Consider the following 23790-nt stretch of genomic DNA (forward strand, 5'->3'; position numbering starts at 1 on the left):
GATGACGATGCCCAGAAAGGCGCAGAAGGTACGCAAGCCCAGAACGTGGCCCGACACCTTGGCGGGTATCGGGTTACTGCTGGCATGCGGGCTGCTGCTTGCGTTGGTATACGGGCAGTTTCGCGGGAACTTCACCCCCAAGACCCAGCTGACGATGCTGGCTACCCGTGCCGGTTTGGTGATGGATCAGGGATCGAAGGTCACCTACAACGGCGTGAGCATCGGTCGGGTGGCCGGCATTTCCGAAGTTGAGCATGACGGCAAGCCGGCGGCCAGGTTCACGCTCGACGTGGACCCGAAGTACGTCGACCTCATCCCGGCCAACGTGATCGCGAAAATCCAGGCCACCACGGTCTTCGGCAACAAGTATGTGTCGCTTACCTCACCGGAAGATGCTTCACCGCGACGGATCACATCCGAAAACCTGATCGACGCGACGTCGGTGACGACGGAGTTCAACACCGTATTCGAGACGATCATCCAGATTGCGGAGAGTGTTGACCCGGTCAAGGTGAATCTCACGCTGAGCGCTGCCGCGCAAGCGTTGAGCGGGTTGGGCAACAAATTCGGCCAGTCGATTGTGAACGGAAACAAGATTCTCGACGACGTGAATTCGAAGATGCCGACGATCCGCCACGACATTCAGCAGATCGCGGCGCTCGGCAATGTCTATGCCAACGCCGCGCCGGATCTGTTCGATGCCCTCAGCAGCGCGGTCATCACCGCACGCACCCTCAACCGACATCAGGCCGAACTGGACGCGGCATTGTTGGCGGCGATCGGCTTCGCCAACACCGGCGACGACATTTTCACCCGCGCTCGGCCGTATTTGGAACGCGTGCTGGCCGATCTCGGGCCGACCGCCCACCTGCTCGACACTTACAGCCCCGAGGTGTTTTGCACCTTCCGTAACTTCGCCAATGTCGCCCCCAAAATCGCGGCGGTGGAAAGCGCCAACCACTACGCCGCGCAGCTCGGCGCGGCGATCGCCGGGTCGGAGAACCCGTATGTGTATCCGGACAATTTGCCCCGGGCGAATGCCAGAGGCGGGCCCGGAGGCGCACCGGGCTGCTGGCAGCCGATCACCCGCGATCTCTGGCCCGCGCCGTATCTGGTCATGGACTCGGGTAACAGCATCGCGCCCTATAACCACTTCGAACTCGGTCAGCCCCTCGCGAGCGAGTACGTATGGGGACGCCAGTACGGGGAGAACACGATTAACCCATGAAAATCACTGGAACGGTTCTTCGACTCGCCGCCGTCGTCTCCGTGCAATTGTTGTTCACCGCAATCATTGTCGTGGTTTTCGGCCAGGTGCGCTTCGACCGCACCAACAGCTACTCCGCTGAGTTCAGCAACGCGAGCGGCTTACGCGCCGGCCAATTCGTCCGTGCCTCAGGCGTGGAGGTCGGCAAGGTCAAGAAGGTGGATCTGGTCGAAGGAGACAAGCGGATACGCGTCGACTTCTCCGTCGACCGCACCGTACAGCTGTCCCAGGCGACAACCGCGCAAATCCGCTACCAGGACTTGATCGGTAACCGCTACATGGAAATCGATCGCGGGACGGGAGAAGGCGCCGACCGAGTCCTGCCGCCTGGCGGATTCATTCCGCTCTCACGAACCCAGCCGGCCCTGGACCTCGACGCGCTCATCGGTGGTTTCAAACCACTCTTTCGAGCACTCGATCCGCAGAAGGTGAACACGATCGCCTCGTCGATCATCACCGTCTTCCAGGGCGAGGGCGGCACCATCAATGACATCCTCGACCAGACCGCGCAACTGACTTCACGTCTGGCCGAAAGCGACCATGCAATCGGTGAGGTGATCGCGAACCTGAACACGGTGCTGGACACAACGGTCAAGCATCGAAAACAGTTCGATGACACGGTCAATAACTTCGAGTTGCTCGTTACCGGCTTGAAGGAGCGGGCCGATCCGCTGGCTGCCGGCACCGCGCACATCAGCAACGCCGCAGCAACGGTGGCTGACCTGCTGGCCGACAACCGGGCCCTGGTGCACGACACCGTGAGCCGATTAGAAACCGTCGCAACGCCGCTCGTCGACCAACGCGACAGGGTTGGCAACATGCTGACCCAGTTGCCTACCGCATTCAATCTGATCGGCCGCGCCAGCGGCATCTACGGTGACTTCTTCAACTTCTACCTCTGCGACCTCTCGATCAAGGTCAACGGACTGCAGCCGGGCGGCCCGGTTCGCTCCGTCAAGCTCTTCCAGCAGCCGACGGGTCGGTGCACGCTGCAATGAGAACACTGGAACCCGCCAACCGGGTGCGGACCGGAGCCTTGGCCATCGCGGTGGTGGTGCTCGTTGTTGGTGTGGGCCAAAGCTTTAGCAGCCTGCCGATGTTGTTCGCCACCGCCAGCTACTACGGGCAGTTCACCGATTCGGGCGGATTGAACAAGAACGACAAGGTCCGCATCGTCGGTATGGACGTCGGCACGGTGCAGGACGTCAAGATCGACGGCGACCATGTCGTGATGAAGTTCACGACGGGGACACGCACCATCGGCACCGAGAGCCGGCTGGCGATCAAGACCGACACCATCCTGGGCAAGAAGGTGCTGGAGATCGAGCCGCGGGGCACCCAGCCGCTACGGCCGAACGACATGTTGCCGCTTGGCCAAAGCACCACGCCGTATCAGATTTACGACGCGTTCTTCGACGTCACCAAGGCTGCTGCCGGCTGGAACATCGAGACGGTCAAGAAGTCGCTGAATGTGTTGTCGCACACCATCGATCAGACCTACCCGCATCTGGGCGCGGCCCTCGACGGGGTGGCCAAGTTCTCCAACACCCTCGGCAAACGCGACGCGCAGCTCAAGCACCTGCTGACCGAGGCCAGGAAGGTGGCCGGCGTCCTCGGCGACCGCAGCAAGCAGATCAACACGCTGCTGGTGAACGCCGAGGAGCTGCTGGCCGCGTTCAACGAACGTGGCCGGGCCATTCAGGCGCTGCTGGTGAACGTCTCAGCCTTTTCGACCCAGGTGCGCGGGCTGATCAACGACAACCCCAACCTGCACCATCTGTTGGAGCAACTCAGCACGGTCACCGACCTCCTGGTCGCGCACAAGAATGACCTTGTCGCTGTGCTGACCACGCTGCGCAACTACACCGCGGCGCTCAGTGAGGCGGTCGGTTCTGGACCGTACTTCAAGGTGATGATCGCCAACCTGCTGCCATATCAAATCATGCAGCCCTGGGTCGATGCGGCGTTCAAGAAGCGTGGCATCGACCCGGAAAACTTCTGGCGCAGCGCGGGATTGCCAGCGTTCCGGTGGCCCGACCCGAATGGCACCCGGTTCCCCAATGGTGCGCCGCCGCCGGCGCCACCGGTGCTGGAAGGAACCCCGGATCATCCGGGACCGGCCGTGGCGCCGGGCTCCCCGTGCTCCTACACGCCGCCGCCGGAATTGCCGCCGCGGCCGGGCAATCCGATGCCCTGCGCGGGTGTCGATCAGGGGCAAGGCCCGTTTGGACCTAACGGTCCGTACCCGGTGTTGCCCGACGTGCTCTCGTCGCCGCCGAACCCACGTGGTCTGCCACCGGCGCCGGGCATCCCGATCGCCGGGCGACCCGGGGCTCCGGCACCCGCCCTGCCGGGCACACCGGTGCCGTTGCCGCCGAACGCGCCGCCGGGCGCCCGCACCGAAGGCTTGCAACCAGCGGGCCCGGTTCCGCCGCCGTCGACGTTCGCGCCCGGGCTGCCACCCGGACCGCCGGCGCCACCGGGCCCTGGCCCGCAGTTGCCGGCCCCATTCATCACGCCTGGCGGGACGGGAGGTAGCAGCCAATGAGCACGATCTTCGATATCCACAAGCTGCAGTTGCCGCGGCTGTCGAGGGCCGCGGTGATCATCGGATCACTAATTGTGGCAAGTGGTTTGGTCGCTGCTTTTGTGGGCTGGCAGCTCTACCAGAAGCTGACCAACAACACCGTCATCGCCTATTTTCCGGCGGCCAATGCGCTCTACGCCGGGGACAAGGTCGTGATCATGGGAATCCGCGTCGGCGCGATCGACAAGATCGAACCCGCCGGCGACAAGATGAAGGTGACTTTCCACTACCACAACAAGTACAAGGTGCCCGCTAACGCATCGGCGGTGATCCTCAACCCGACGCTGGTGGCCTCGCGGAGCATTGAGTTGGAGCCAGCGTATAAGGGCGGGCCGACCCTGCCCGACGACGCGGTCATCCCGGAAGAGCGCACCCAGGTGCCGGTGGAGTGGGACGACCTGCGCAACGACATCACCCACATCATCTCCAACCTCGGCCCGACCAAAGAGCAGCCCAAGGGGCCTTTCGGTGAGATCATCGAATCCTTCGCAGACGGGCTGTCGGGCAAAGGAAAACAAATCAATACCACGCTGGACAGCCTGTCAACCGCACTGACAACCCTGGACGAAGGTCGCGGCGATTTCTTCGCGGTGCTGCACAGTCTGGCGTTGTTCGTCAACGCGCTGCACCAAGATGACCAGCAGTTCGTTGCCTTGAACAAAGACCTGGCCCAATTCACCAACAACCTCAACAGCTCAGATCAGTCCGCTGCCAACGCGATACAGCAGACCGACGAGCTGCTCTCCACCGCTCGCAAATTCTTGACCGAAAACCGCGACGTGTTAGTGCACGACGTCAACAACCTCGCGGAAGCGACGACCGCGATCGTGCAACCGACGGGGCGAGACGGCTTGGAGACTGCGCTGCACATATTGCCCCACATGGCCGCCAACGTGCTGGCGATCTATGAACCGGCGCACGGCTCGCTTACCGGCGCACCCGCGATTGTCAACTTCGCCAACCCATTACAGTTCATCTGCAGCGCAATTCAGGCCGGCAGCCGACTCGGTTACCAAGACTCGGCGGAACTGTGTGCGCAGTATCTGGCGCCGGTTCTGGATGCGATGAAGTTCAACTACCTGCCGTTCGGGATGAACGTGTTCAGCACCGCCGACACCTTGCCCAAGAACGTTGCCTACTCCGAGCCGCGGCTGCAGCCACCGCCCGGCTACAAGGACACCACCGTGCCCGGGATCTTCTCGCCGGATACACAGTGGTCGCACCGCAACTCCGAACCAGGCTGGGTCGTCGCGCCCGGGATGCAGGGGGTGCAGGTCCAGCCGGCCACGGCGAACCTGTTGACGCCCGCGTCGTTGGCCGAACTGGTGGGTGGTCCGAACATCGCCCCGCCACCGCCAGGGCAGAACATGGCCGGACCGCCGGACGCCTACAACGAGAACAGCCCGTTGCCACCGCCGTGGTACCCGCAACCCCTGCCCTCCCCAACGGCGCAGCCACCGACGGGACCGGGCCAGTGACGCGCGCGGCACGGCTGATTCGCGAAAGAGTCAGGCAGGCATTGGCTTTGGCAACGGCCGTGGTGGTGCTGACGTCCTGTGCGAGTTGGCACGGTATTGCCAATGTCCCGCTGCCCGGCGGCCCGGGCAGCGGCGCCGGGTCCTACACGGTCTATGTGCAGATGCCAAACACTTTGGCGCTCAACGGGAATAGCCGAGTGCTGGTGGCCGACGTCTTTGTCGGCACCGTGCGCGCGATCACCTTGAAAAACTGGGTCGCCACGCTGACCATCGACCTGGAGAAGGGTGTCCGGCTTCCGAAGAATGCCACCGCCAAGATCGGCCAGACCAGCCTGCTGGGCTCCCAGCACGTGGAACTCGCGGCCCCACTGGATCCGTCGCCGGAGCCGCTGACGGCCGGCGACACGATCCAGCTGCGGAATTCGTCGGCGTATCCGTCGACTGAGCAGACGTTGGCCAGCCTGGCCATGGTGCTGCGCGGCGGCGGACTGCCGAATCTCGAGGTTATTCAAAACGAGGTCTACGACATTGTCACCGGACGCGCTCAGCAGATCAGGGATTTTCTGGGCAAGCTGAGCACGTTCAGCCGCGAGTTGAATCACCAGAGCGACGACATCACCCAGGCCATCGACTCCACCGACCGGCTGTTGTCGTATGTGGCGACGCGTGACGACACCCTGGATCAGGTGCTGACCGAATTCCCGCCGCTGGTAAAGCATTTCGCAGGCCAACGCGACCTCTTTGCGAACACGGTCGATGCGGTTGGCCGGATCAGCAACGTCACCGATCAGACGTTGTCGGCGTCGCAGGGCAATCTCCACCAGGACCTCCAAGATCTGCAGCGGCCGCTCAAGCAACTCGGCCGCGCCTCACCGTATTTGGTTGACGCACTCATGCTTCTGCTCTCGCCGCCGTTCGCCATCGACAGCGTCCCGAAGATCGTGCGCGGCGACTACATCAACGTGTCAGGAGCACTGGACCTGACGCTGAGCGCCGTCGACAACGCAGTCTTCACCGGCACCGGTTTTTCCGGAGCCCTGCGCGCGCTCGAACAGTCGTGGGGCCGCGACCCCGCCACGATGGTCCCCGACATCCGGTTCACGCCCAACCCGGCCGACGCGCCGATAGAGCGGGGCGAATAGATGCTGACCCGCTTCATCCGGACCCAGTTGGTCGTGTTCGCCGCGCTGACGTTGGTGGCGCTGATCACGCTGGGCTGGTACTACCTGCGTATCCCAAGCTTGCTGGGCGTCGGCCAGTACCAGTTGACGGTGCAGCTGCCGGCGTCGGGTGGCTTGTATCGCACCTCGAATGTGACGTATCGGGGAATCCAGATCGGCAAAGTCACCAAGGTCGAGCCGACGAAAAATGGTGTCAAAGCGACGCTCAGCATCGACAGCCGCTACAAAATTCCGGTTGATGCATCAGCCAATGTGCACTCGGTGTCCGCGATCGGTGAGCAGTACTTGGATCTGGTGTCCACCGGCAACCCGGGAAAGTTCTTCTCGCCCGGACAGACCATCACCAAAGGCATGGTGCCCAGCGAGATAGGCCCGGCGTTGGATGCCGCCAACCGCAGCTTGTCGGTGCTACCCAAAGCCAAGATCGCCTCGCTGCTTGACGAAACGGCGCAAGCGGTCGGCGGTTTGGGACCGGCGCTGCAACGACTCGTCGATTCGACGCAGTCGATTGTCGGTGATTTCCAGGCGAATATCTCCGACGTCAACGACATCATTGAGAACTCCGCACCGATCATCGACAGTCAAGTCGATTCCGGCGATTCGATCCAGCGGTGGTCGCACAACCTCAATGTCCTTATTGCCCAAGCCGCGCACAACGACCAGCACGTGCAAAGCATCCTGTCGCAAGCGGCGCCGACCGCTGATCAGGTCAACCAGGTGTTCGCCGACGTCCGGGAGTCGTTGCCGCAGACCTTGGCGAACCTCGAGATCGTTGCCGACATGCTCAAGCGGTACAACAAAGGTCTCGAGCAGTTGCTGGTGTTCTTGCCGGAGATCGGCTCGGTGGCACAAACGGTGGTCGCCTCCGCCCCGGGTTCCGTGCTGCTGGATCTCAACCTGAACATCAACAATCCGCCGCCATGTCTGACCGGATTCCTCCCGGCGTCGGAGTGGCGGGCGCCGGCGGACACCAGCATTGCTCCGTTGCCGGCCGGAACGTACTGCAAGATCCCACAAGACACTCCGGCCAACGTGGTGCGCGGCGCCCGCAACTATCCGTGCGTCGACGTTCCCGGCAAACGGGCGGCGACCCCGCAGGAGTGCCGCGACAACAAGCCGTACGTCCCGTTAGGCACCAACCCGTGGTACGGCGACCCGAATCAGATCCGAAACTGCCCGGCGCCCGGCGCTCGCTGCGATCAACCCGTCGACCCCGGCAAGGTGATACCGGCGCCATCGGTCAACAACGGTCTCAACCCGCTACCCTCTGACCGGCTGCGCGGAACACCACCCCCGATCAGCGATCCGCTGCAACGGCCCGGATCGGGCACCGTGCAATGCAATGGGCAGCAGCCCAATCCATGTATCTACACTCCGGCCGGCCCGAGTGCGATCTACATCCCGTCTGGTGGCGAAGTGGTGGGACCTGATGGGGCCAACTACACCCTCGAAAACTCAAGCCACACAGGCGAGGACGGCTGGAAGGACATGCTCGCGCCCGCCGGCTGACCCCCAGTGTGGCGACCTAGCGGACTAGCCTCGGGCGAGTGACAACCGACCGGGTGCGCGTCGACCTGAGCGGGGCGCCGCAGACGATGCTGGCGACGCTGTACGCGAAGGCGCTGGACGCCGACTTCAAGGAGCCGATTCTGGGTGATCGGTTCGCCAAACAGATCGTCGAGCGCATCGACTACGACTGGAAGAAGACCACCATCACCCCGCGCCGCGCGCCGTCGGTGACTACCCGGACCGCGCACTTCGACGCATGGGCCAACCAATTCCTGGCCGCCCACCCGCAAGCCGTCGTGTTGCACGTGGGCTGTGGTCTTGACAGTCGGTTCTTCCGGCTGCAGCCGGGTCCGGGTGTCGAATGGTACGACGTCGACTACCCCGAGGTCGCCGCGCTTCGCACCCAGCTCTACCCGGTCGCCGAGCATTATCACGTCGTCGCCGCCTCGGTCACCGATCCGGGCTGGCTGGCCGACATTCCCGCCGACCGGCCGGCGCTGATGATCGGCGAAGGGCTGACCATGTATCTCACCGAACAAGAAGGCATCGCTCTGCTGCGGCGAATCGTCGAGCGGTTTCCCTCCGGGGAACTGCAATTCGACGCGTTCAGTCGGCTGGGTATCAAGTCGCAGTGGATGAACGTGATCGTGCGGCGCGCGGGAGCGACGTTGTACTGGGGAATCGACGGGCCGGACGTGATTCTGCGCGCGGTGCCCGGCACCCGGCTGCTGACCTGGGTGTCGACCTTCGACTCCGACGCGTTCAACCGTGTACCGGCCGCATACCGGCTGATGGCAACGGTCATGTCATGGCTGCCCGCTCTGCGTTATATGTCCCAATACCACCGCTATGCATTTGGAACGGCCTGACTTCATCCGGGACGGGAATCTTGCGCGCCGCGCGGTGTTGCATAAGCTATTCACACCTGAGGAGATGTCACCATGACCAGTCGGCCTGTTCTGGAACCCACTACCGAGCATCCGATCACGATTAACCCGACCGGGGCGCGGGTTGTCGTCCGTGTCAACGGGGAGGTCGTCGCCGACACACGCAACGCGCTGCAGCTACAAGAGTCCACTTACCCTGCCGTGCAATACATTCCGCTTGAAGATGTCGCGCAAGAGCTGCTCACCCGCACCGACACCAGCACCTATTGCCCGTACAAGGGCGAAGCCGGCTACTACAGCGTGACCACCGCGGCCGGCGACACCGTCGACGACGCGATCTGGACGTACGAGCAGCCCTACCCCGCGGTGGCGGCCATCGCCGGGCACGTCGCGTTCTATGCCGACAAAGCTGAGATCGCCGTCGAGCCCGATTAAGAACCCGCTGGGCCGAACACCTGCGCATTGAGCTGGGTGTCACCGTATTCGCGCAACGACACGATAAGTCCGTCGCGGGTTTCGAAGATGAAAACCGTGGGGGTGCTGTAGCGCACTCCGTCGGCGGTCACACCGTTGGTCAGCGCCTCGATCACCACGCTTTCGCCGTCATTGAAACACCGGATGAAGTCGAGGTTCATCTCAACTCGGCGTTTGCGCCGCTCGACCTCCTGGCGCAGCGCCGCTTTGTCGATCGTTTCGCGACTCTGAATGCTCCAATAGGTGAAGTCGTCGCTCAGCAGCCCGAAGCATTCGTCGATATCTCCGCCGTCGGACAAACACTGCAAAAACATCCACGCAAGTTCGGCCTGCGGATCGTCGAACGGGGTGGTCACATCGCCATCCTGACCCCCAGCACCATTACCGGTCAATCGTGCTCGGGCGAGCAGGCGCGAGCCGAACCCAACCTATGATCATCGGGATCGAGCAGTTGCGGCATCCGGTGGGAGCAGATGGTGAGTAGGGCTCGCACGGTCAGGTTCGCAGGTGTGGTCAGCCCTGCGCTCACCCTTTTCCCGCTCCGCCGCGGTCCTCGTGATCCCTGCTTTCAGGTGGGTGATGATGGCGCCACCTGGCGGACCAGCCTGTTGCTCAGTGGATCCGTCACGGCGCGGATCAGCCGCGCTGCGCCCGATGCCGTGCAGTGCACGGCATGGGGGAGCGGTGCCGAGCAGTTTCTCGACGGCCTCCCGGCCATGCTCGGCGCGCAAGACGATTCATCGGATTTCGTCCCGACCGACCCGACGGTGGCGGCCGCGCATCGGCGTGTGCCGCACCTGCGGCTGGGGCGCACCGGTCAGGTATTGGAAGCCCTCATTCCGGCGGTCATCGAGCAGCGGGTTCCGGGCGCCGATGCGTTCCGGTCCTGGCGGCTGCTGGTGACCAAATTCGGCGCGCCGGCGCCAGGACCCGCGCCGGCGCGGATGCGGGTGCCCCCGTCCGCGGACGTGTGGCGGCACATCCCGTCGTGGGAGTTTCACCGTGCCAACGTCGATCCCGGACGGGCCCGGACCATCGCCAGCTGTGCACAGCGGGCGTCGTCGCTGGAACGGCTTACGTCATGGCCGGCCGCGCAGGCCCGAGAGGCACTGACGTCGCTGCCCGGGGTCGGTGTGTGGACGGCGGCCGAGACGGCGCAACGTGCGTTCGGCGACCCCGACGCATTGTCGGTGGGCGACTATCACATCCCCAAGATGGTTGGCTGGACGTTGCTGGGACATCCGATCGACGACGCCGACATGATCGAGCTGCTCGAGCCGATGCGGCCGCACCGCTACCGGGTGGTCCGCCTGCTGGAAGCCAGCGGGCTGGCCTATGAACCGCGCCGCGGCGCGCGACTGCCGGTCCAGGACATCCGCGCGCTGTGACCCGGCTGACATTCGCGACCGGCGCCGAACGCCTTCGCCCACGGCCTCTGGTAATGGGGGGAACCCGGACTTCCGCCCTCGACGAGCGGGGAGGGCAGGTGGTATCCGGCCACATAGCCCAGCAAAAAATGGGTGGTGTATCTCAGCGCCAGGTAGAAACCGACGGCACCGAGACCGGCGACGACGCCGATGATGATGCCCAGCAAGAGCCATTTATAAAGATATTCGAGATTCCTGATGAAGCGGCCCAACCGCCCGCCGCGGCCTGAATCCGCGTCGTCTGCCTCCAGCATCGCCAGTGACGTTAGCAGTGGCCGTCCGGGGAATAATCGGACCGCGGTCCGGTTATGTCGTGTAGCCAAGTTTTAGGAGGTACAGATGCCCGCGGTAACCGCAGACACGTTGACCTTGGAGCGGGTGTCCGCAGCCGCTCCGGCTGACACCGAACGTCCGGTTCGGTCGATCACCACCGGGCCGCACGGCTACGAAGGTGAGGGATTTCCGGTGGTTCGGGCGTTCGCCGGGGTCAGCACCGCCGCACTGGACCCGTTCGTGCACATGGACCAGATGGGTGAGGTGGAATACCAGCCCGGCGAGCCCCGGGGGACCGACTGGCATCCGCACCGCGGCTTCGAAACGGTCACCTACATGATCGACGGGCGGTTCGCGCACCAGGACTCGCACGGCGGCGGCGGGCTGATCACCGATGGTGCCACCCAGTGGATGACCGCAGGCGCCGGCATCCTGCACATCGAAACGCCACCGGCCGATCTGGTCGAGAGCGGGGGTGTGTTCCACGGCATCCAGCTCTGGGTGAACCTGCCGAAGACGGACAAATTCGCCGCACCGCGTTATCAGGCCATTGCGGGTACCGACGCCGTCTTGCTCTCCTCTGATGACGGCGGCGCGCTAATCCGTGTCATTGCAGGGGATATCGAGGGTCACCGCGGGCCCGGCGCCACGCACACGCCGATCACGATGGCGCACGCCACCGTCGAACCTGGTGCGCGGCTGAACATTCCGTGGAACCGCGATCACAACGCGCTGGTCTACGTACTTTCCGGGCGCGGATCGGTCGGCCCGATCGGACACCCGATCCAGCAGGGCCAGTTGGCGGTCCTCGGTCCGGGCGACCGGATCACCGTCGCCGCGGCGCCGTCGCAGGAGTCGCGCAGACCCGCGCTGGAGGTGCTGCTCCTGGGCGGCCGGCCGATCCGCGAGCCGGTTTTTCATTACGGCCCGTTCGTGATGAACACCAAGGCGGAGTTGCTCCAGGCACTCGAGGATTTCCAGGCCGGCAAGTTCGGCCGCATTCCACCCGATGGTCTGATGCCCCACACCGCCGCACGGCCGCCGGCCAGCTAACAAGCACCTTCGGTTAGGCGCAGCGGCCGAAATTGTGATCTATGGCACAATTCATCCGTGGTCCAGCCCGCGAGTCGGGGACCGGGTCGCCCCCCTGCGGCGAAGGCGGCCGAGACGCGGAAGCGCATTTTGCGCGCTGCTCGCGAGGTGTTCAGCGAACGCGGTTACGACGCGGCCACCTTCCAGGCGATCGCGATCCGCGCCGACCTGACTCGGCCCGCGATCAACCACTACTTCTCCAACAAGCGTGCGCTGTATCGGGAAGTGGCGAAGGAAACCAACGACGTGGTTGTCGCCGCTAGTATCCAGCGGGCGCAGCGCGAGACGACACTGGCGGGACGGGTGGCCGCGTTCATCGAGGCGGCGACTCAGGCTGACATCGAAAACCGAACAGCGGCGGCATTTTTGATCACCGTCGCGTTGGAGTCGCAGCGGCACCCCGACCTGAGCCATGAGGAAGCCGACTCGGTTCGCGCCACCCGGGTTTTTCTGTCATGGGCCATCGACGACGCGATCAAGCGTGGCGAACTGGCTGCCGACACCGACGCCTCGGTACTCACCGAGATGCTGATCGCGGTCTTGCTGGGAGTCGGCTTTTACGCCGGTTTTGTCGTTAACCGGCACGAAATCGACGCGGTCAACGCCCAGCTGCGGCGGTTGTTGGCCGGCAACCTCACCCGGCGCCCCGAATAAGGGCAGTGATGTAGCGCACAGAACCATATAGCTTACCTAACTTATTCGGTAGCATGGGTCGCGCTATGAATGATTTGCACGATGCGAGTTCGGTGCGCACCGACGGGGACAGCTGGGACATCACCGAAAGCGTCGGCGCCACCGCATTGAGCGTCGCCGCGGCGCGCGCAGTGGAGACCGCAACAGCTGAGCCGCTGATTCGAGACGAGTTCGCCTATTTGTTGGTGTCGTCGGCGGGTCAGTCGTGGGCACGGCTGGCCAGCTCCGGCCTCGAGTGGATCGGCGACGACGAGCACGGACGACGCGCCCACCGGCTGGCCTGCGACTACCAAGCGGTGCGCACGCATTTCTTCGACAGCTACTTCGCCGACGCTACTGGCACTGCCGCCGGCATCCGTCAGGTGGTGATCCTGGCCGCAGGGCTGGATTCGCGGGCCTACCGGCTGGACTGGCCGGCCGATACCACGGTCTACGAGATCGACCAGCCTCAGGTGGTCGAGTACAAGACCGCCACTTTGGACTCGGCCGGCGCCGCTCCCAAGGCCACCCGCCGTACTGTCCCGGTTGACCTGCGCGACGACTGGCCGGCGGCGCTGACCGCCGCAGGTTTCGACCGGGCTCAACCCACCGCGTGGCTGGCCGAGGGCCTGCTGCCCTACCTGCCGGCCGAAGCTCAGGACCGGCTGTTCGAAATGCTCACCGAGCTGAGCGCGCCCGGCAGCCAGGTGGCCGTCGAGGTGTTCAGCCTTGGTTCGGGCGACCCCGAGCAACGCCGCGCGGCGCGACGTGTTCGCTTCGAGCGGATGCGGGAACGCCTCGGCCTCGACATCAACGTCGAGACGCTGACCTACCAGGAACGCGACCGTGCGGACGCCGCCGAATGGCTGACCGCGCACGGCTGGCAGGTGCGTGCCGTGAGCAACGCCGACGAAATGGCCCGACTGGGCCGGCCGATCCCCGCGGACCTGGCCGAAGAGACCTTCACCACCAGGCTGCTGCGCGCCCAACTCGCCGCAGTTGATTGATCACCACACGCATTTTGCAGGAGGCGGGAACCACCACGATGAGCACCTTGCGCACCCACGATGACACCTGGGACATCGCCACCAGTGTCGGCAGCACGGCGGTGATGGTGGCCGCCGCCCGAGCGGTCGAAACCGATCGTCCCGATCCGCTGATCCGCGATCCCTACGCGAAGCTGCTGGTCAGCGAGGCCGGCACCGGCGTGTGGGAAAGCATGCTCGACGACTCGCTGGTCGCCAAGGTGGAGTCGTTCGACCCCGAGGCGGCCGCGGTGTTCCAACACATGCGCAGCTACCAGGCCGTGCGGACGCACTTCTTCGACGCCCACTTCACCGGGGCGGTGGCTGCCGGCATTCGCCAGGTGGTGATCTTGGCATCCGGGCTGGACTCGCGGGCTTATCGGCTGGACTGGCCGGCCGGCACCAGGGTGTACGAAATCGACCAGCCCAAGGTGCTTGCCTACAAGTCGGCCACGCTGGCGGCAAACGGCGCAACGCCGTCGGCCGACCGCCACGAGGTGCCGATCGACTTGCGTCAGAATTGGCCGGCCGCCCTCGTCGGTGCGGGTTTCGACACAGGAGCGCCGACGGCCTGGCTCGCCGAAGGTCTGTTGATGTATCTGCCCGCCGACGCCCAGGACCGGCTGTTCGCGCAGATTACCGAGTTGAGCGCACCGGGCAGCCGGATCGCGGTGGAAACCGCGGCCAGTCACGCCGACGAGCGGCGGCAAGAGATGCGCGACCGGTTCCAGCGGGTGGCCGACCAGTTCGGCATCGAGCAGACCGTCGACATCCAGGATCTGATCTACCACGACGAGAACCGCGCGGTCGTCGTCGACTGGCTCAACGACCACGGCTGGCAGGCCACGGCGCAGAACTCCGGCGATGAGATGCGCCGGTTGGACCGTTGGGTGGACGGCGTGCCGATGGCCGACGACAAGGACGCATTCGCGCAATTCGTGACCGCCGAACGCATATGAGTTCCGCGAGTCGCAGTGACGGCGACACCTGGGACATCGCGACCAGCGTCGGCGCGACCGCCGTCATGGTGGCGTCCGCCCGGGCGGCCGAGACGGCCAGCGAGCAGCCGCTGATCCGCGACGAGTTCGCGCAGCTGCTGATCGACGGCCCGGAACTCGCGCAGTTGGTCGCCAAGATGTCGACGACGTACACGGCCGATCCCGAGTTGGCAGCGGTCCGTGCCCACATGGTCAACTACCAGGCCGCGCGCACCCACTTTTTTGACGCCTACTTCCAGGCGGCGGCAGCGGCCGGCATCCGTCAGCACGTCATCCTGGCCGCCGGGCTGGACTCGCGGGCCTACCGGCTGGACTGGCCCGCCGGGACCAGCGTGTACGAAGTCGACCAGCCGAAGGTGTTGGAGTACAAAGCCACAACGTTGGCCGCCCATGGCGTGCAGCCGGTCGTCGACCGACACGAGGTACCGGCCGACCTGCGCTTCGACTGGCCGAAAACGCTGCAGGGCAAGGGGTTCGACCCCGCGCAGCGCACCGCGTGGCTGGCCGAAGGCCTGCTGATGTTCCTGCCGGGTGAGGCCGAGGACCGGTTGTTCACCGACATCGACGCGCTCAGCGCACCGGGCAGCCGGGCCTGCATCGAGGATTTCACCTTCGACGACGCGGCCCGCGAGGCATACGAGAAGCGCCGCGCCAAGACCGACGAGCTGCGCCGGCGGCTCGGCGACGAGAACGTCTTCGACCCCGGCGACCTGTGGTACACCGAAGACGAGCGCTGCGATCCGGCGGCCTGGTTCGACACGCACTCCTGGCGCGTCGAGTCGGTGACCGGTCGCGACTACCTGACCCAGGTCGGTCGTCCGTTGCCGGAGGAACCCAACGTTGTGGCAACATTCCGTGCTGTTTTCGTCTCTGCCGAGAAGCCATAGGCGTCGGTGACGCAGCCTGTTGCGCAACCGGGTGGTTGATTAGGATTGGGTTCCCCGGTTAGGAAGGGAACACTAATGACCACCGAAACCACCGCAAATGCCGCGGTTACGACTAGGACTCCTTCGGCCGCCTCGGCCACGGACGTCGCGAAGACGGTCGCGCGGCTCCGCAAGACATTCGCCAGTGGCCGCACCCGCAGCGTCGAGTGGCGCAAGGAGCAGCTGCGCGCGCTCGAGCGGCTGATGGCCGAGAACGAAACCAAAATCGCCGACGTCCTCGAGAAGGATCTGGGACGGTCGCCGTTCGAGGCGTGGATCGCCGATGTCGCCAGCACCTCCGCCGAGGCCGCATACGCGGCGAAGAACGTGGGCAAGTGGATGAAGCGCCGCCACCGCCTGCTGGAGATGTCGCAGCTGCCGGGCCGCGGCTGGGTGGAATATGAGCCGTACGGCACCGTGCTGATTATCGGCGCGTGGAACTTCCCGTTCGCGCTCACGCTGGGCCCCGCCGTCGGCGCCATCGCGGCGGGCAACACCGTGGTTCTCAAGCCCTCCGAGGTGGCGCCCGCTTCGTCGGCGCTGATGGCCGAGCTGGTGCCGCGTTACCTCGACAACGACGCGATCGCCGTCATCGAGGGCGACGCCGCCGTCAGCCAGGAGCTCATCGCGCAGGGCTTCGACCACCTGCTGTTCACCGGCGGCACCGAGATCGGGCGCAAGGTATACGAGGGTGCGGCATCGCACCTGACTCCGGTGACCCTCGAGCTCGGCGGCAAAAGCCCCGTCATCGTGTCGGCCGATGCCGATATCGAGGTCGCCGCGAAGCGGATCGCATGGACCAAGCTGATCAACTCCGGGCAGATCTGCATCGCGCCTGACTACGTCCTAGCTGAGGCGCCGATCCGCGACAAGCTGGTCGACGAGATCAAGAAAGCGGTTACCGCGTTCGAAGCGGAGAACGCCACCGGCGGTAAGCGAATCGTCAACGAGCGGCACTTCAACCGGCTCACCTCCGCACTCGCCGCGACAAAGGGTGAGGTCGCGATCGGCGGCGGCTCGGACGCGTCGAGTCTGAACATTCAGCCGACCGTGGTGGTCGATCCCGCCGTTGACGAGCCGTTGATGACCGACGAGATTTTCGGCCCCATACTTCCGGTAGTGACCGTTCGAAACCTTGATGAGGCAATCGAATTCGTGAACTCGCGGCCCAAGCCGCTGGCCGCCTACCTGTTCACCAAGGCCAAGGCCGCGCGTGAACGAGTGATCAAGGAGGTGCCTGCAGGCGGCATGGTGATCAACCACCTGCTGTTCCACTTCGCCACCCACAAGTTGCCGTTCGGCGGCGTCGGCCCGTCCGGTCTGGGCGCCTACCACGGAAAGTTCGGCTTCGAGGAGTTCAGCCACCGCAAGTCCGTGCTGACCAAGCCGACCCGACCCGACTTAGCGGCAATGATCTACCCGCCGTATACAGAGAAGGCGTGGAAGTTGGCGCGCCGGCTCTTCTAGCCGCGGCACCAAACTGACTTCAACCGGCCTGAGAAGAGTCGGGCGATGAAGCCCGAGAAAGAGAGGAAGCCCATGCCTGGAGTGCAGGATCGCGTCGTTGTTGTCACCGGAGCAGGTGGGGGACTGGGCCGCGAATACGCGCTGACCCTCGCCAAGGAAGGCGCGAGCGTCGTCGTCAACGACCTCGGCGGTTCCCGCGACGGAACCGGCGCCGGACACAACATGGCCGACAAGGTCGTCGAAGAGATCAAGGCTGCCGGAGGCCGCGCAGCCGCCAATTACGACAGCGTCGCCGAGCCCGAGGGCGCGGAGAACATCATCAAGACCGCTCTCGATGAGTTCGGCAAGGTCGACGGCGTGGTGAGCAACGCCGGCATTCTGCGTGACGGCACCTTTCACAAGATGTCGTTCGAGAACTGGGACGCGGTGCTCAAGGTGCATCTCTACGGCGGTTACAACGTGATCCGCGCCGCGTGGCCGCATTTCCGTGAGCAGAGCTTCGGGCGGGTGGTTGTGGCGACCTCCACCAGCGGACTGTTCGGGAACTTCGGCCAGGCCAACTACGGCGCGGCCAAGCTGGGCCTGGTCGGTTTGATCAACACGCTGGCCCAAGAGGGCGCCAAATACAACATCAAGACCAACGCGGTCGCGCCGATCGCGGCCACCCGGATGACCGAGGACATCCTGCCGCCCGAGGTGCTGAAGAACCTCACCCCGGACTTCGTGGCGCCGGTGGTGGCCTACCTGTGCTCAGAAGAGGTGCCCGACACCGACTCGATCTTCATCGTCGGTGGTGGCAAGGTGCAGCGCACCGCGCTGTTCCAGAACGAGGGCGTCAACTTCAAGACGCCGCCGTCCGTCGACGAGATCGCCGCGCACTGGTCCGAGATCGATGACCTGTCCGCCGCGAAGCAGGCGAATTTCTCGATCCGATAATCGCGAATGAAAGCCTGTGTAGTACAGGAGCTTTCAGGACCCTCCGGCCTGGTGTACACGGACGTCGACGACGTCACCGGCAACGACGACACGATCGTCGTCGACGTGCGTGCCGCTGGGGTGTGCTTTCCGGATTTGCTGCTGAGTAAGGGCGAGTACCAGCTCAAGCTGCCGCCGCCGTTCATCCCCGGCATGGAGGCCGCCGGTGTAGTGCACTGGGCGCCGGAAGATTCGGAATTCACGGTGGGTGAACGGGTTTCGGCGTTCGGTCTGCTCGGCGGCTACGCCGAACGGGTGATCGTTCCGTTGGCCAACGTGACCCGTAGTCCGGCGGAGCTCGACGACGCCGAAGCGGTTTCGCTGCTGGTGAACTACAACACTATGTACTTCGCGCTGGCTCGGCGTGCTGCGATGCGCCCGGGGGACAGCGTGCTGGTGTTGGGCTCAGCCGGTGGCGTCGGCACCGCGGCGATCCAGGTGGCCAGGGCGATGGGTGCGAGCAAGGTCATCGCGGTGGTGCATCGCACGGGTGCAACGGAATTCGTCGAGTCGCTGGGCGCTGACGTGGTGCTGCCATTGACCGACGGCTGGACTCAGGCGGTCCGCGAGCATACCGACGGTCGGGGCGTCGACATCGTGGTCGATCCGATCGGCGGGTCGGCCTTCGATGACGCCATCCGGGTGTTGGCCATCGACGGCAAGCTGCTCGTGATCGGATTTGCCGCGGGTGCGATTCCGACGGTCAAAGTGAACCGGCTGCTGCTGCGCAATGTCGGCGTGCTCGGCGTCGCGTGGGGTGAGTACTTGCATCAGGTGCCCGGTTCCGCGGCGCTGTTCGCCTGGGGTCTAGGCCAGCTGGTGTCGCTGGGTTTGAAACCGCCACCGCCGCAGCGCTATCCGCTCTCGGAGGCACCCGCCGCGCTGCAGGCCCTGGCCGACGGGGGTGTGTTCGGCAAGCTCGTGCTGGAGCCCTAAGCCAGCGACAGCCGGCGAGTTACAGGCCTCCGAAGAGGTCGTAAGCAGTCGTCGCGAGCGCCTCCCCGATAGGCAGGACTCCGAACACGCTCAAGAACGGGACCAACGCTATGTCTCCGGCAATCAGGTCGCCGATCGCGGCCAACAAGTCACCGGCTTCGAGGTTGTCCACGAACAGACTGGCGTCGCACTTCGTCCTGCCGCCTGTGGATAAAGGCGCAGCTGTGGATAAGTCAGCCCAGCAGCGCTGCGCGCAGCCGCGTCACGTCGGCCGCGGTGATGCCCGCGCTGCGCAGGTATCCATCCAGCGAGCCGAAGTTTTCGTCGATGGTCCGCCGTGCGGTGTCCAGGTATTCCGCGCGGACGCCGAGGACTTCGTCGGACAACCGTGCCTCGGTGAACGCCATCAACTCCGGCGTCACCTCGACGTCCGTTCGCCGCCGGACCGCGTCCAGGATTCGGGCCCGCAGCTGGGGAACGGCCCGGTTGCTGCCCAGGAAATCCGCCACGATCGCGTTGCGCTCGACGCCCGCGGCCTCCAGCACCAGCGCCACCATGAAGCCGGTGCGGTCTTTGCCGGCGAAACAGTGGGTGAGCACCGCGCGCCCGTCGGCCAGCAAGCTGACGACGCGGTGCAGTGCCTGCTGGGCTCCGTTGTAGGTGGGAAACCTGCTGTACTCGTCGACCATGAAGCGGGCGGACGCAGCGCTGACCGGTTCGTCGTCGGCTTTGTCTTCCAGCAGCCGCCGGAACGCGTGCTCGTGCGGGGCGTCCCCGTCCGGATTGAGCTCTTCGGGCCTGAGATCCGGAATGGGCAGCAGATGAATCAGCACGTCGTCCGGCACCCGGCCCGGCCCGTGGCGCTCCACTTCACGGCGCGAGCGCAGATCAGCGACATCGCTGATGCCCAAACGGCGTAACTCATCGCGGCCGTCGTCACCGAGATCGCTCAGCTCGCCGGAACGAAATAGCCGTCCCGGCCGCAGCGCACCAGTGCTATCAGCAACGTCGCGAAAATTCCAGGCCCCCTGCAGATCCCGCACACCTGCGACCATTTCAGGTGACCGCCGCAGCGAAAGCGCTTTGCTCCCGGCCGATCTCGGCGCGCGCGATGGAACGCATATGCACCTCGTCGGGCCCGTCGAAGATGCGCATCGCGCGATGCCAGGCATAGAGCCGCGCCAGGGCCGTGTCCTCGCTGACGCCGGCCGCCCCATGCACCTGGATGGCGCGGTCGATGACATCGCAGGCCACCTGCGGGGCCACCGCCTTGATCTGTGACACAAGTAGATGCGCAGCCTTGTTGCCATGCTGGTCGATGGTCCACGCTGCTTTCTCGCATAACAGTCTGGCCTGGTCGATCTCGTTGCGGGACTTGGCAATTGCCTGCTGTACCAAACCTTGGTCGGCCAACGGGCGGCCGAATGCGATCCGGGTGTTGGCTCGGTACACCATCAGCGCCAGCGCGCGTTCGGCTCCGCCGAGTGCGCGCATGCAGTGGTGGATGCGGCCCGGTCCCAGCCGGGCCTGGGCGATCGCGAAGCCGGCGCCTTCTTCGCCGAGCAGGCTGCTGACCGGTACCCGGACGTTGTCGTAGACGATTTCGGAGTGTCCGGGCTGATCTTGGTAACCGAAGACCGATGTCGAGCGAACGACGGTCACGCCCGGTGTATCTATCGGCACCAGCACCATCGACTGCTGCTGGTGGCTGGCCGCCTCGGGGTTGGTGCGGCCCATCACGATCAGGATCTTGCAGCGCGGATCGGCCGCACCCGACGTCCACCATTTGCGGCCGTTGATCACGTAGTCGCCGCCGTCGCGCACGATCGAGGTTTCGATGTTGCGGGCGTCGCTGCTGGCGACCGCCGGCTCGGTCATCGAAAAGCCGCTACGGATCTCGCCGTTCAGCAACGGCTCCAGCCACTGCTTGCGCTGCTCCTCGGTGGCGAACAGGTGCAGGGTCTCCATGTTGCCGGTGTCCGGTGCCGCGCAGTTGATCGCCTCGGGCGCGATCTCCAGACTCCAGCCCGTCAGCTCGGCCAGCGGGGCGTAGTCCAGGTTGGTCAGCCCCGACTCGGCCGGCAGGAACAGGTTCCACAGGCCGGCTGTCTTGGCCTTGGTCTTCAGCTCCTCGATGATCGGCGGAACGGTGTGATCGTTCGGGCCGGCCTCGTGCCGGTAGCGGTCATATTCCGCCTCGGCCGGAAAGACGTATTCGGTGATGAACTCGGACAGCCGTTTGTGGTAGTCGCTGGCTTTGGCCGACATCGCGAACTCCATGCCCGCCACGATATGACACCGCCGATCAGAGCACGATAGATGCCATGACCGAGATCCGTCCCCCGCTTCCGCCCTTCACCCTCGAAACAGCGATCCAGAAAGTGCAGGCCGCCGAGGATCTGTGGAACACCCGCGACCCCGAGCGCGTGAGCCTGGGCTACACCGTCGACTCGGAGTGGCGTAACCGGGACGAACATGTCGTCGGCCGCGACGCGATCGTGGCTTTCCTGACCCGGAAATGGCAGCGGGAGCACGACTACGTGCTGCGCAAGGGCCTGTGGAGTTTTCACGACAACCGCATCGCCGTGCGGTTCCAGTACGAGTGCCGCGACGCTGCCGGGCAGTGGTGGCGCAGCTACGGCAATGAGTTATGGGAGTTTTCCGACGGCGGGCTCACCGCCCGCCGCGAGGCCAGCATCAACGACTTGGCGATCGACGAGTCGCAGCGACGCTACTTCGGGCCTCGCCCACAGGCGGAGCACGGCCACGACTTCACCCTGTGGTAGCGGGCCGACGGGGGACAGGGTCGGTCAGGTTAGGGTTGGGGCCGATCTAGCGGGGTTAGGGCGCACAAGAAAGTAGATATACGTGTCATGACAGATACGCAGACGACGGTGGGGGTGGTCGCCGAGTCGGGAAGCGACGAGCGACGGGTCGCACTGGTGCCGAAGGCGGTCGCGCCGCTGGTGAAAAGCGGGGTCGCGGTCGTGGTGGAGTCCGGTGCCGGCGAGAGGGCGCTGCTTCCCGACGAGCTGTACACCGAGGCCGGTGCCACGATCGGTGATGCCTGGGCGGCTGACATCGTCGTCAAGGTCGCCCCGCCGACCGCCGACGAGGTCGGCAAGCTCCGCAGCGGACAGACGTTGATTGGGTTCCTCGCGCCCCGCGACGCCGACAATTCGATCGGTGCCCTGACCCAGGCCGGCGTGCAGGCCTTCGCCCTGGAGGCCATCCCGCGGATCTCGCGCGCGCAGGTGATGGACGCGCTGTCGTCGCAGGCCAACGTCGCCGGCTACAAGGCCGTGCTGCTGGCAGCCTCGGAGTCGACCCGGTTCTTCCCGATGCTGACCACTGCTGCGGGGACGGTGAAGCCGGCCACCGTGCTGGTACTGGGCGTCGGCGTGGCCGGGTTGCAGGCGCTGGCCACGGCTAAACGACTCGGCGCGCGTACCACCGGCTACGACGTGCGACCCGAGGTGGCCGACCAGGTGCGCTCGGTGGGAGCGCAGTGGCTGGATATCGGAATCGAGGCTGCCGGTGAGGGCGGGTACGCCCGTGAGCTCACCGAGGACGAACGCGCGCAACAGCAGAAGGCGCTGGAAGCGGCGATCAGCGGATTCGATGTGGTGATCACGACCGCGCTGGTACCGGGTCGCCCTGCGCCGCGGCTGGTGACCGCCGCGGCGGTCGAGGCCATGAAGCCGGGCAGTGTTGTGGTGGACCTGGCTGGGGAGACCGGCGGCAACTGCGAGCTCACTGAACCCGGGCAGACGGTGGTCAAACACGACGTCACCATCGCGTCGCCGCTGAACCTGCCCGCGACCATGCCCGAACACGCCAGCGAGCTCTACAGCAAAAACATCACGGCCCTGCTGGACCTGCTGATCACCGACGGCAAGCTGGCCCCGGACTTTGACGACGAAGTCATCGCGGAATCATGTGTTACCCGCCGCGCCGGCGACGCTGCAGTGGGGTTACCCCCAGCCGCGCAGCGGCGAGGGGGACGCAGCGATGCGGTGGGGGCACCTCCCGCTTGTGGGGGAGAGCGGCGCCAGATCGGAGAGGATTCCTGAATGCACGGTATGTATGACGAACTTCTGTCCAATCTGGCGATCCTGGTGCTGTCCGGATTCGTCGGGTTCGCGGTGATCTCCAAGGTGCCCAACACGCTGCACACCCCGTTGATGTCGGGGACCAACGCCATCCACGGCATCGTGGTTATCGGTGCTTTGGTGGTGTTCGGCGAGGTTGAGCATCCATCGCTGGCAGTGCAGATCATCTTGTTCGTCGCGGTGGTGTTCGGCACGCTGAACGTCATCGGCGGCTTCATCGTCACCGACCGGATGCTCGGAATGTTCAAGGGCAAGAAGAAGGCCGTTGCGCCCGGCAAGACCGAGGAGCCGGCCGCCAAATGAACTATCTGGTGATCGGCCTCTACGTCATCTCGTTCGCGCTGTTCATTTACGGATTGATGGGCCTGACCGGGCCCAGGACGGCGGTGCGCGGCAACTTGATCGCTGCGGTGGGCATGGCGCTCGCCGTGACGGCCACACTGATCAAGATCCGGCACACCGACCAATGGGTACTGATCATCGCCGGCCTGGTGGTCGGCGTCG

General features: G+C 65.0%; 25 protein-coding genes and 1 pseudogene. 21 read left to right on the top strand and 5 right to left on the bottom strand.

Going from position 1 to position 23790, the window contains the following annotated elements; genetic code table 11:
- Nucleotide 1 precedes the first annotated feature (1 nt).
- The 8 genes from VEI45_RS19245 to VEI45_RS19280 all read left to right on the top strand — a co-directional run bounded on the left by VEI45_RS19245 (nucleotide 2) and on the right by VEI45_RS19280 (nucleotide 9344).
- Nucleotides 2-1228: an MCE family protein gene (locus VEI45_RS19245; protein WP_414687530.1), complete on the top strand. Its 1227-nt coding sequence runs from the start codon at nucleotides 2-4 to the stop codon at nucleotides 1226-1228.
- On the top strand, nucleotides 1225-2265 hold the full coding sequence (locus VEI45_RS19250) for a virulence factor Mce family protein (RefSeq protein WP_324856094.1): 1041 nt from the start codon (nucleotides 1225-1227) through the stop codon (nucleotides 2263-2265). Before VEI45_RS19245 ends, VEI45_RS19250 begins: the two co-directional genes overlap by 4 nt.
- A complete protein-coding gene (locus VEI45_RS19255) occupies nucleotides 2262-3815 on the top strand; it encodes an MCE family protein (RefSeq protein WP_324856096.1) in 1554 nt (517 codons plus the stop codon). The genes VEI45_RS19250 and VEI45_RS19255 overlap by 4 nt, the downstream gene beginning before the upstream one ends.
- Nucleotides 3812-5332, top strand: a complete 1521-nt coding sequence (locus tag VEI45_RS19260; RefSeq protein WP_324856098.1) for a virulence factor Mce family protein — start codon at nucleotides 3812-3814, stop codon at nucleotides 5330-5332. Before VEI45_RS19255 ends, VEI45_RS19260 begins: the two co-directional genes overlap by 4 nt.
- Nucleotides 5329-6474: a virulence factor Mce family protein gene (locus VEI45_RS19265; protein ID WP_414687531.1), complete on the top strand. Its 1146-nt coding sequence runs from the start codon at nucleotides 5329-5331 to the stop codon at nucleotides 6472-6474. Before VEI45_RS19260 ends, VEI45_RS19265 begins: the two co-directional genes overlap by 4 nt.
- Nucleotides 6475-8022: an MlaD family protein gene (locus VEI45_RS19270; protein ID WP_324856102.1), complete on the top strand. Its 1548-nt coding sequence runs from the start codon at nucleotides 6475-6477 to the stop codon at nucleotides 8020-8022.
- A 53-nt stretch (nucleotides 8023-8075) separates the two neighbouring features.
- Nucleotides 8076-8891, top strand: coding sequence for a class I SAM-dependent methyltransferase (locus tag VEI45_RS19275; RefSeq protein ID WP_324856138.1), 816 nt, complete (start codon nucleotides 8076-8078; stop codon nucleotides 8889-8891).
- A gap of 72 nt (nucleotides 8892-8963) precedes the next feature.
- Entirely contained in the window at nucleotides 8964-9344 is a 381-nt protein-coding gene (locus VEI45_RS19280; RefSeq protein WP_324856104.1) for a DUF427 domain-containing protein, read from the top strand.
- Here VEI45_RS19280 and VEI45_RS19285 read toward each other — a convergent pair.
- Nucleotides 9341-9697, bottom strand: coding sequence for a nuclear transport factor 2 family protein (locus tag VEI45_RS19285; protein ID WP_324856140.1), 357 nt, complete (start codon nucleotides 9695-9697; stop codon nucleotides 9341-9343). The genes VEI45_RS19280 and VEI45_RS19285 overlap by 4 nt on opposite strands.
- Before the next feature lie 159 nt (nucleotides 9698-9856).
- Here VEI45_RS19285 and VEI45_RS19290 point away from each other — a divergent pair, with 159 nt between their 5' ends.
- The gene (locus VEI45_RS19290; RefSeq protein ID WP_324856106.1) at nucleotides 9857-10771 is read left to right on the top strand and encodes a DNA-3-methyladenine glycosylase 2 family protein; all 915 of its coding nucleotides are present in this window, start codon (nucleotides 9857-9859) and stop codon (nucleotides 10769-10771) included.
- 35 nt (nucleotides 10772-10806) lie between these two features.
- Here the strand turns inward: VEI45_RS19290 and VEI45_RS19295 are convergent.
- Nucleotides 10807-11064, bottom strand: a pseudogene (locus tag VEI45_RS19295) (chloride channel protein); the annotation flags it as partial.
- 85 nt (nucleotides 11065-11149) lie between these two features.
- Here VEI45_RS19295 and VEI45_RS19300 point away from each other — a divergent pair.
- The 8 genes from VEI45_RS19300 to VEI45_RS19335 all read left to right on the top strand — a co-directional run bounded on the left by VEI45_RS19300 (nucleotide 11150) and on the right by VEI45_RS19335 (nucleotide 19174).
- Nucleotides 11150-12136 carry a pirin family protein gene (locus VEI45_RS19300; RefSeq protein WP_324856108.1) on the top strand — a complete coding sequence of 329 codons (987 nt, stop codon included), beginning with the start codon at nucleotides 11150-11152 and terminating at the stop codon, nucleotides 12134-12136.
- A gap of 57 nt (nucleotides 12137-12193) precedes the next feature.
- The gene (locus tag VEI45_RS19305) at nucleotides 12194-12829 is read left to right on the top strand and encodes a helix-turn-helix domain-containing protein (protein ID WP_324856110.1); all 636 of its coding nucleotides are present in this window, start codon (nucleotides 12194-12196) and stop codon (nucleotides 12827-12829) included.
- A 65-nt stretch (nucleotides 12830-12894) separates the two neighbouring features.
- Nucleotides 12895-13854 (top strand): class I SAM-dependent methyltransferase, encoded by a 960-nt coding sequence (locus VEI45_RS19310; RefSeq protein WP_324856112.1) that lies wholly within the window; start codon nucleotides 12895-12897, stop codon nucleotides 13852-13854.
- 38 nt (nucleotides 13855-13892) lie between these two features.
- Nucleotides 13893-14831: a class I SAM-dependent methyltransferase gene (locus VEI45_RS19315; RefSeq protein ID WP_414687532.1), complete on the top strand. Its 939-nt coding sequence runs from the start codon at nucleotides 13893-13895 to the stop codon at nucleotides 14829-14831.
- Entirely contained in the window at nucleotides 14828-15757 is a 930-nt protein-coding gene (locus VEI45_RS19320; RefSeq protein WP_324856114.1) for a class I SAM-dependent methyltransferase, read from the top strand. The genes VEI45_RS19315 and VEI45_RS19320 overlap by 4 nt, the downstream gene beginning before the upstream one ends.
- A gap of 75 nt (nucleotides 15758-15832) precedes the next feature.
- Nucleotides 15833-17263 carry an aldehyde dehydrogenase family protein gene (locus VEI45_RS19325; protein ID WP_324856116.1) on the top strand — a complete coding sequence of 477 codons (1431 nt, stop codon included), beginning with the start codon at nucleotides 15833-15835 and terminating at the stop codon, nucleotides 17261-17263.
- Nucleotides 17264-17335: 72 nt separating this feature from the next.
- Entirely contained in the window at nucleotides 17336-18199 is an 864-nt protein-coding gene (locus tag VEI45_RS19330; protein WP_324856118.1) for an SDR family oxidoreductase, read from the top strand.
- 6 nt (nucleotides 18200-18205) lie between these two features.
- Complete coding sequence (locus VEI45_RS19335; protein WP_324856120.1) at nucleotides 18206-19174, top strand: NADPH:quinone oxidoreductase family protein; 969 nt, start codon at nucleotides 18206-18208, stop codon at nucleotides 19172-19174.
- A 19-nt stretch (nucleotides 19175-19193) separates the two neighbouring features.
- On the opposite strand, the gene VEI45_RS19340 is transcribed toward VEI45_RS19335, so the two are convergent.
- The 3 genes from VEI45_RS19340 to VEI45_RS19350 all read right to left on the bottom strand — a co-directional run bounded on the left by VEI45_RS19340 (nucleotide 19194) and on the right by VEI45_RS19350 (nucleotide 21442).
- A complete protein-coding gene (locus tag VEI45_RS19340) occupies nucleotides 19194-19346 on the bottom strand; it encodes a hypothetical protein (protein ID WP_324856122.1) in 153 nt (50 codons plus the stop codon).
- 61 nt (nucleotides 19347-19407) lie between these two features.
- Complete coding sequence (locus tag VEI45_RS19345; RefSeq protein WP_324856125.1) at nucleotides 19408-20229, bottom strand: tyrosine-protein phosphatase; 822 nt, start codon at nucleotides 20227-20229, stop codon at nucleotides 19408-19410.
- Between the two features lies 1 nt (nucleotide 20230).
- The gene (locus VEI45_RS19350; RefSeq protein WP_324856144.1) at nucleotides 20231-21442 is read right to left on the bottom strand and encodes an acyl-CoA dehydrogenase family protein; all 1212 of its coding nucleotides are present in this window, start codon (nucleotides 21440-21442) and stop codon (nucleotides 20231-20233) included.
- A 56-nt stretch (nucleotides 21443-21498) separates the two neighbouring features.
- Between VEI45_RS19350 and VEI45_RS19355 the strand changes: the two genes are divergently transcribed.
- The 4 genes from VEI45_RS19355 to VEI45_RS19370 form a co-directional block, all read left to right on the top strand.
- Nucleotides 21499-21960, top strand: a complete 462-nt coding sequence (locus VEI45_RS19355) for a nuclear transport factor 2 family protein (RefSeq protein ID WP_324856128.1) — start codon at nucleotides 21499-21501, stop codon at nucleotides 21958-21960.
- A gap of 87 nt (nucleotides 21961-22047) precedes the next feature.
- On the top strand, nucleotides 22048-23247 hold the full coding sequence (locus VEI45_RS19360) for a Re/Si-specific NAD(P)(+) transhydrogenase subunit alpha (RefSeq protein ID WP_324856130.1): 1200 nt from the start codon (nucleotides 22048-22050) through the stop codon (nucleotides 23245-23247).
- 9 nt (nucleotides 23248-23256) lie between these two features.
- Nucleotides 23257-23589, top strand: a complete 333-nt coding sequence (locus VEI45_RS19365; protein WP_324856146.1) for an NAD(P) transhydrogenase subunit alpha — start codon at nucleotides 23257-23259, stop codon at nucleotides 23587-23589.
- A partial coding sequence (locus VEI45_RS19370; RefSeq protein WP_324856132.1) for an NAD(P)(+) transhydrogenase (Re/Si-specific) subunit beta occupies nucleotides 23586-23790 on the top strand: 205 nt, incomplete at its 3' end. The genes VEI45_RS19365 and VEI45_RS19370, both read left to right, overlap by 4 nt.

Source organism: Mycobacterium sp., from assembly GCF_035623875.1.
GTDB lineage: Bacteria > Actinomycetota > Actinomycetes > Mycobacteriales > Mycobacteriaceae > Mycobacterium.

Coding starts and splice junctions, on each gene's coding strand:
- VEI45_RS19245 (WP_414687530.1), top strand. CDS start 2: ATGACGATGCCCAGAAAGGCGCAGAAGGTACGCAAGCCCAGAACGTGG.
- VEI45_RS19250 (WP_324856094.1), top strand. CDS start 1,225: ATGAAAATCACTGGAACGGTTCTTCGACTCGCCGCCGTCGTCTCCGTG.
- VEI45_RS19255 (WP_324856096.1), top strand. CDS start 2,262: ATGAGAACACTGGAACCCGCCAACCGGGTGCGGACCGGAGCCTTGGCC.
- VEI45_RS19260 (WP_324856098.1), top strand. CDS start 3,812: ATGAGCACGATCTTCGATATCCACAAGCTGCAGTTGCCGCGGCTGTCG.
- VEI45_RS19270 (WP_324856102.1), top strand. CDS start 6,475: ATGCTGACCCGCTTCATCCGGACCCAGTTGGTCGTGTTCGCCGCGCTG.
- VEI45_RS19280 (WP_324856104.1), top strand. CDS start 8,964: ATGACCAGTCGGCCTGTTCTGGAACCCACTACCGAGCATCCGATCACG.
- VEI45_RS19285 (WP_324856140.1), bottom strand. CDS start 9,697: ATGTTTTTGCAGTGTTTGTCCGACGGCGGAGATATCGACGAATGCTTC.
- VEI45_RS19290 (WP_324856106.1), top strand. CDS start 9,857: ATGGTGAGTAGGGCTCGCACGGTCAGGTTCGCAGGTGTGGTCAGCCCT.
- VEI45_RS19300 (WP_324856108.1), top strand. CDS start 11,150: ATGCCCGCGGTAACCGCAGACACGTTGACCTTGGAGCGGGTGTCCGCA.
- VEI45_RS19310 (WP_324856112.1), top strand. CDS start 12,895: ATGAATGATTTGCACGATGCGAGTTCGGTGCGCACCGACGGGGACAGC.
- VEI45_RS19315 (WP_414687532.1), top strand. CDS start 13,893: ATGAGCACCTTGCGCACCCACGATGACACCTGGGACATCGCCACCAGT.
- VEI45_RS19320 (WP_324856114.1), top strand. CDS start 14,828: ATGAGTTCCGCGAGTCGCAGTGACGGCGACACCTGGGACATCGCGACC.
- VEI45_RS19325 (WP_324856116.1), top strand. CDS start 15,833: ATGACCACCGAAACCACCGCAAATGCCGCGGTTACGACTAGGACTCCT.
- VEI45_RS19330 (WP_324856118.1), top strand. CDS start 17,336: ATGCCTGGAGTGCAGGATCGCGTCGTTGTTGTCACCGGAGCAGGTGGG.
- VEI45_RS19335 (WP_324856120.1), top strand. CDS start 18,206: ATGAAAGCCTGTGTAGTACAGGAGCTTTCAGGACCCTCCGGCCTGGTG.
- VEI45_RS19345 (WP_324856125.1), bottom strand. CDS start 20,229: ATGGTCGCAGGTGTGCGGGATCTGCAGGGGGCCTGGAATTTTCGCGAC.
- VEI45_RS19350 (WP_324856144.1), bottom strand. CDS start 21,442: ATGTCGGCCAAAGCCAGCGACTACCACAAACGGCTGTCCGAGTTCATC.
- VEI45_RS19355 (WP_324856128.1), top strand. CDS start 21,499: ATGACCGAGATCCGTCCCCCGCTTCCGCCCTTCACCCTCGAAACAGCG.
- VEI45_RS19360 (WP_324856130.1), top strand. CDS start 22,048: ATGACAGATACGCAGACGACGGTGGGGGTGGTCGCCGAGTCGGGAAGC.
- VEI45_RS19365 (WP_324856146.1), top strand. CDS start 23,257: ATGTATGACGAACTTCTGTCCAATCTGGCGATCCTGGTGCTGTCCGGA.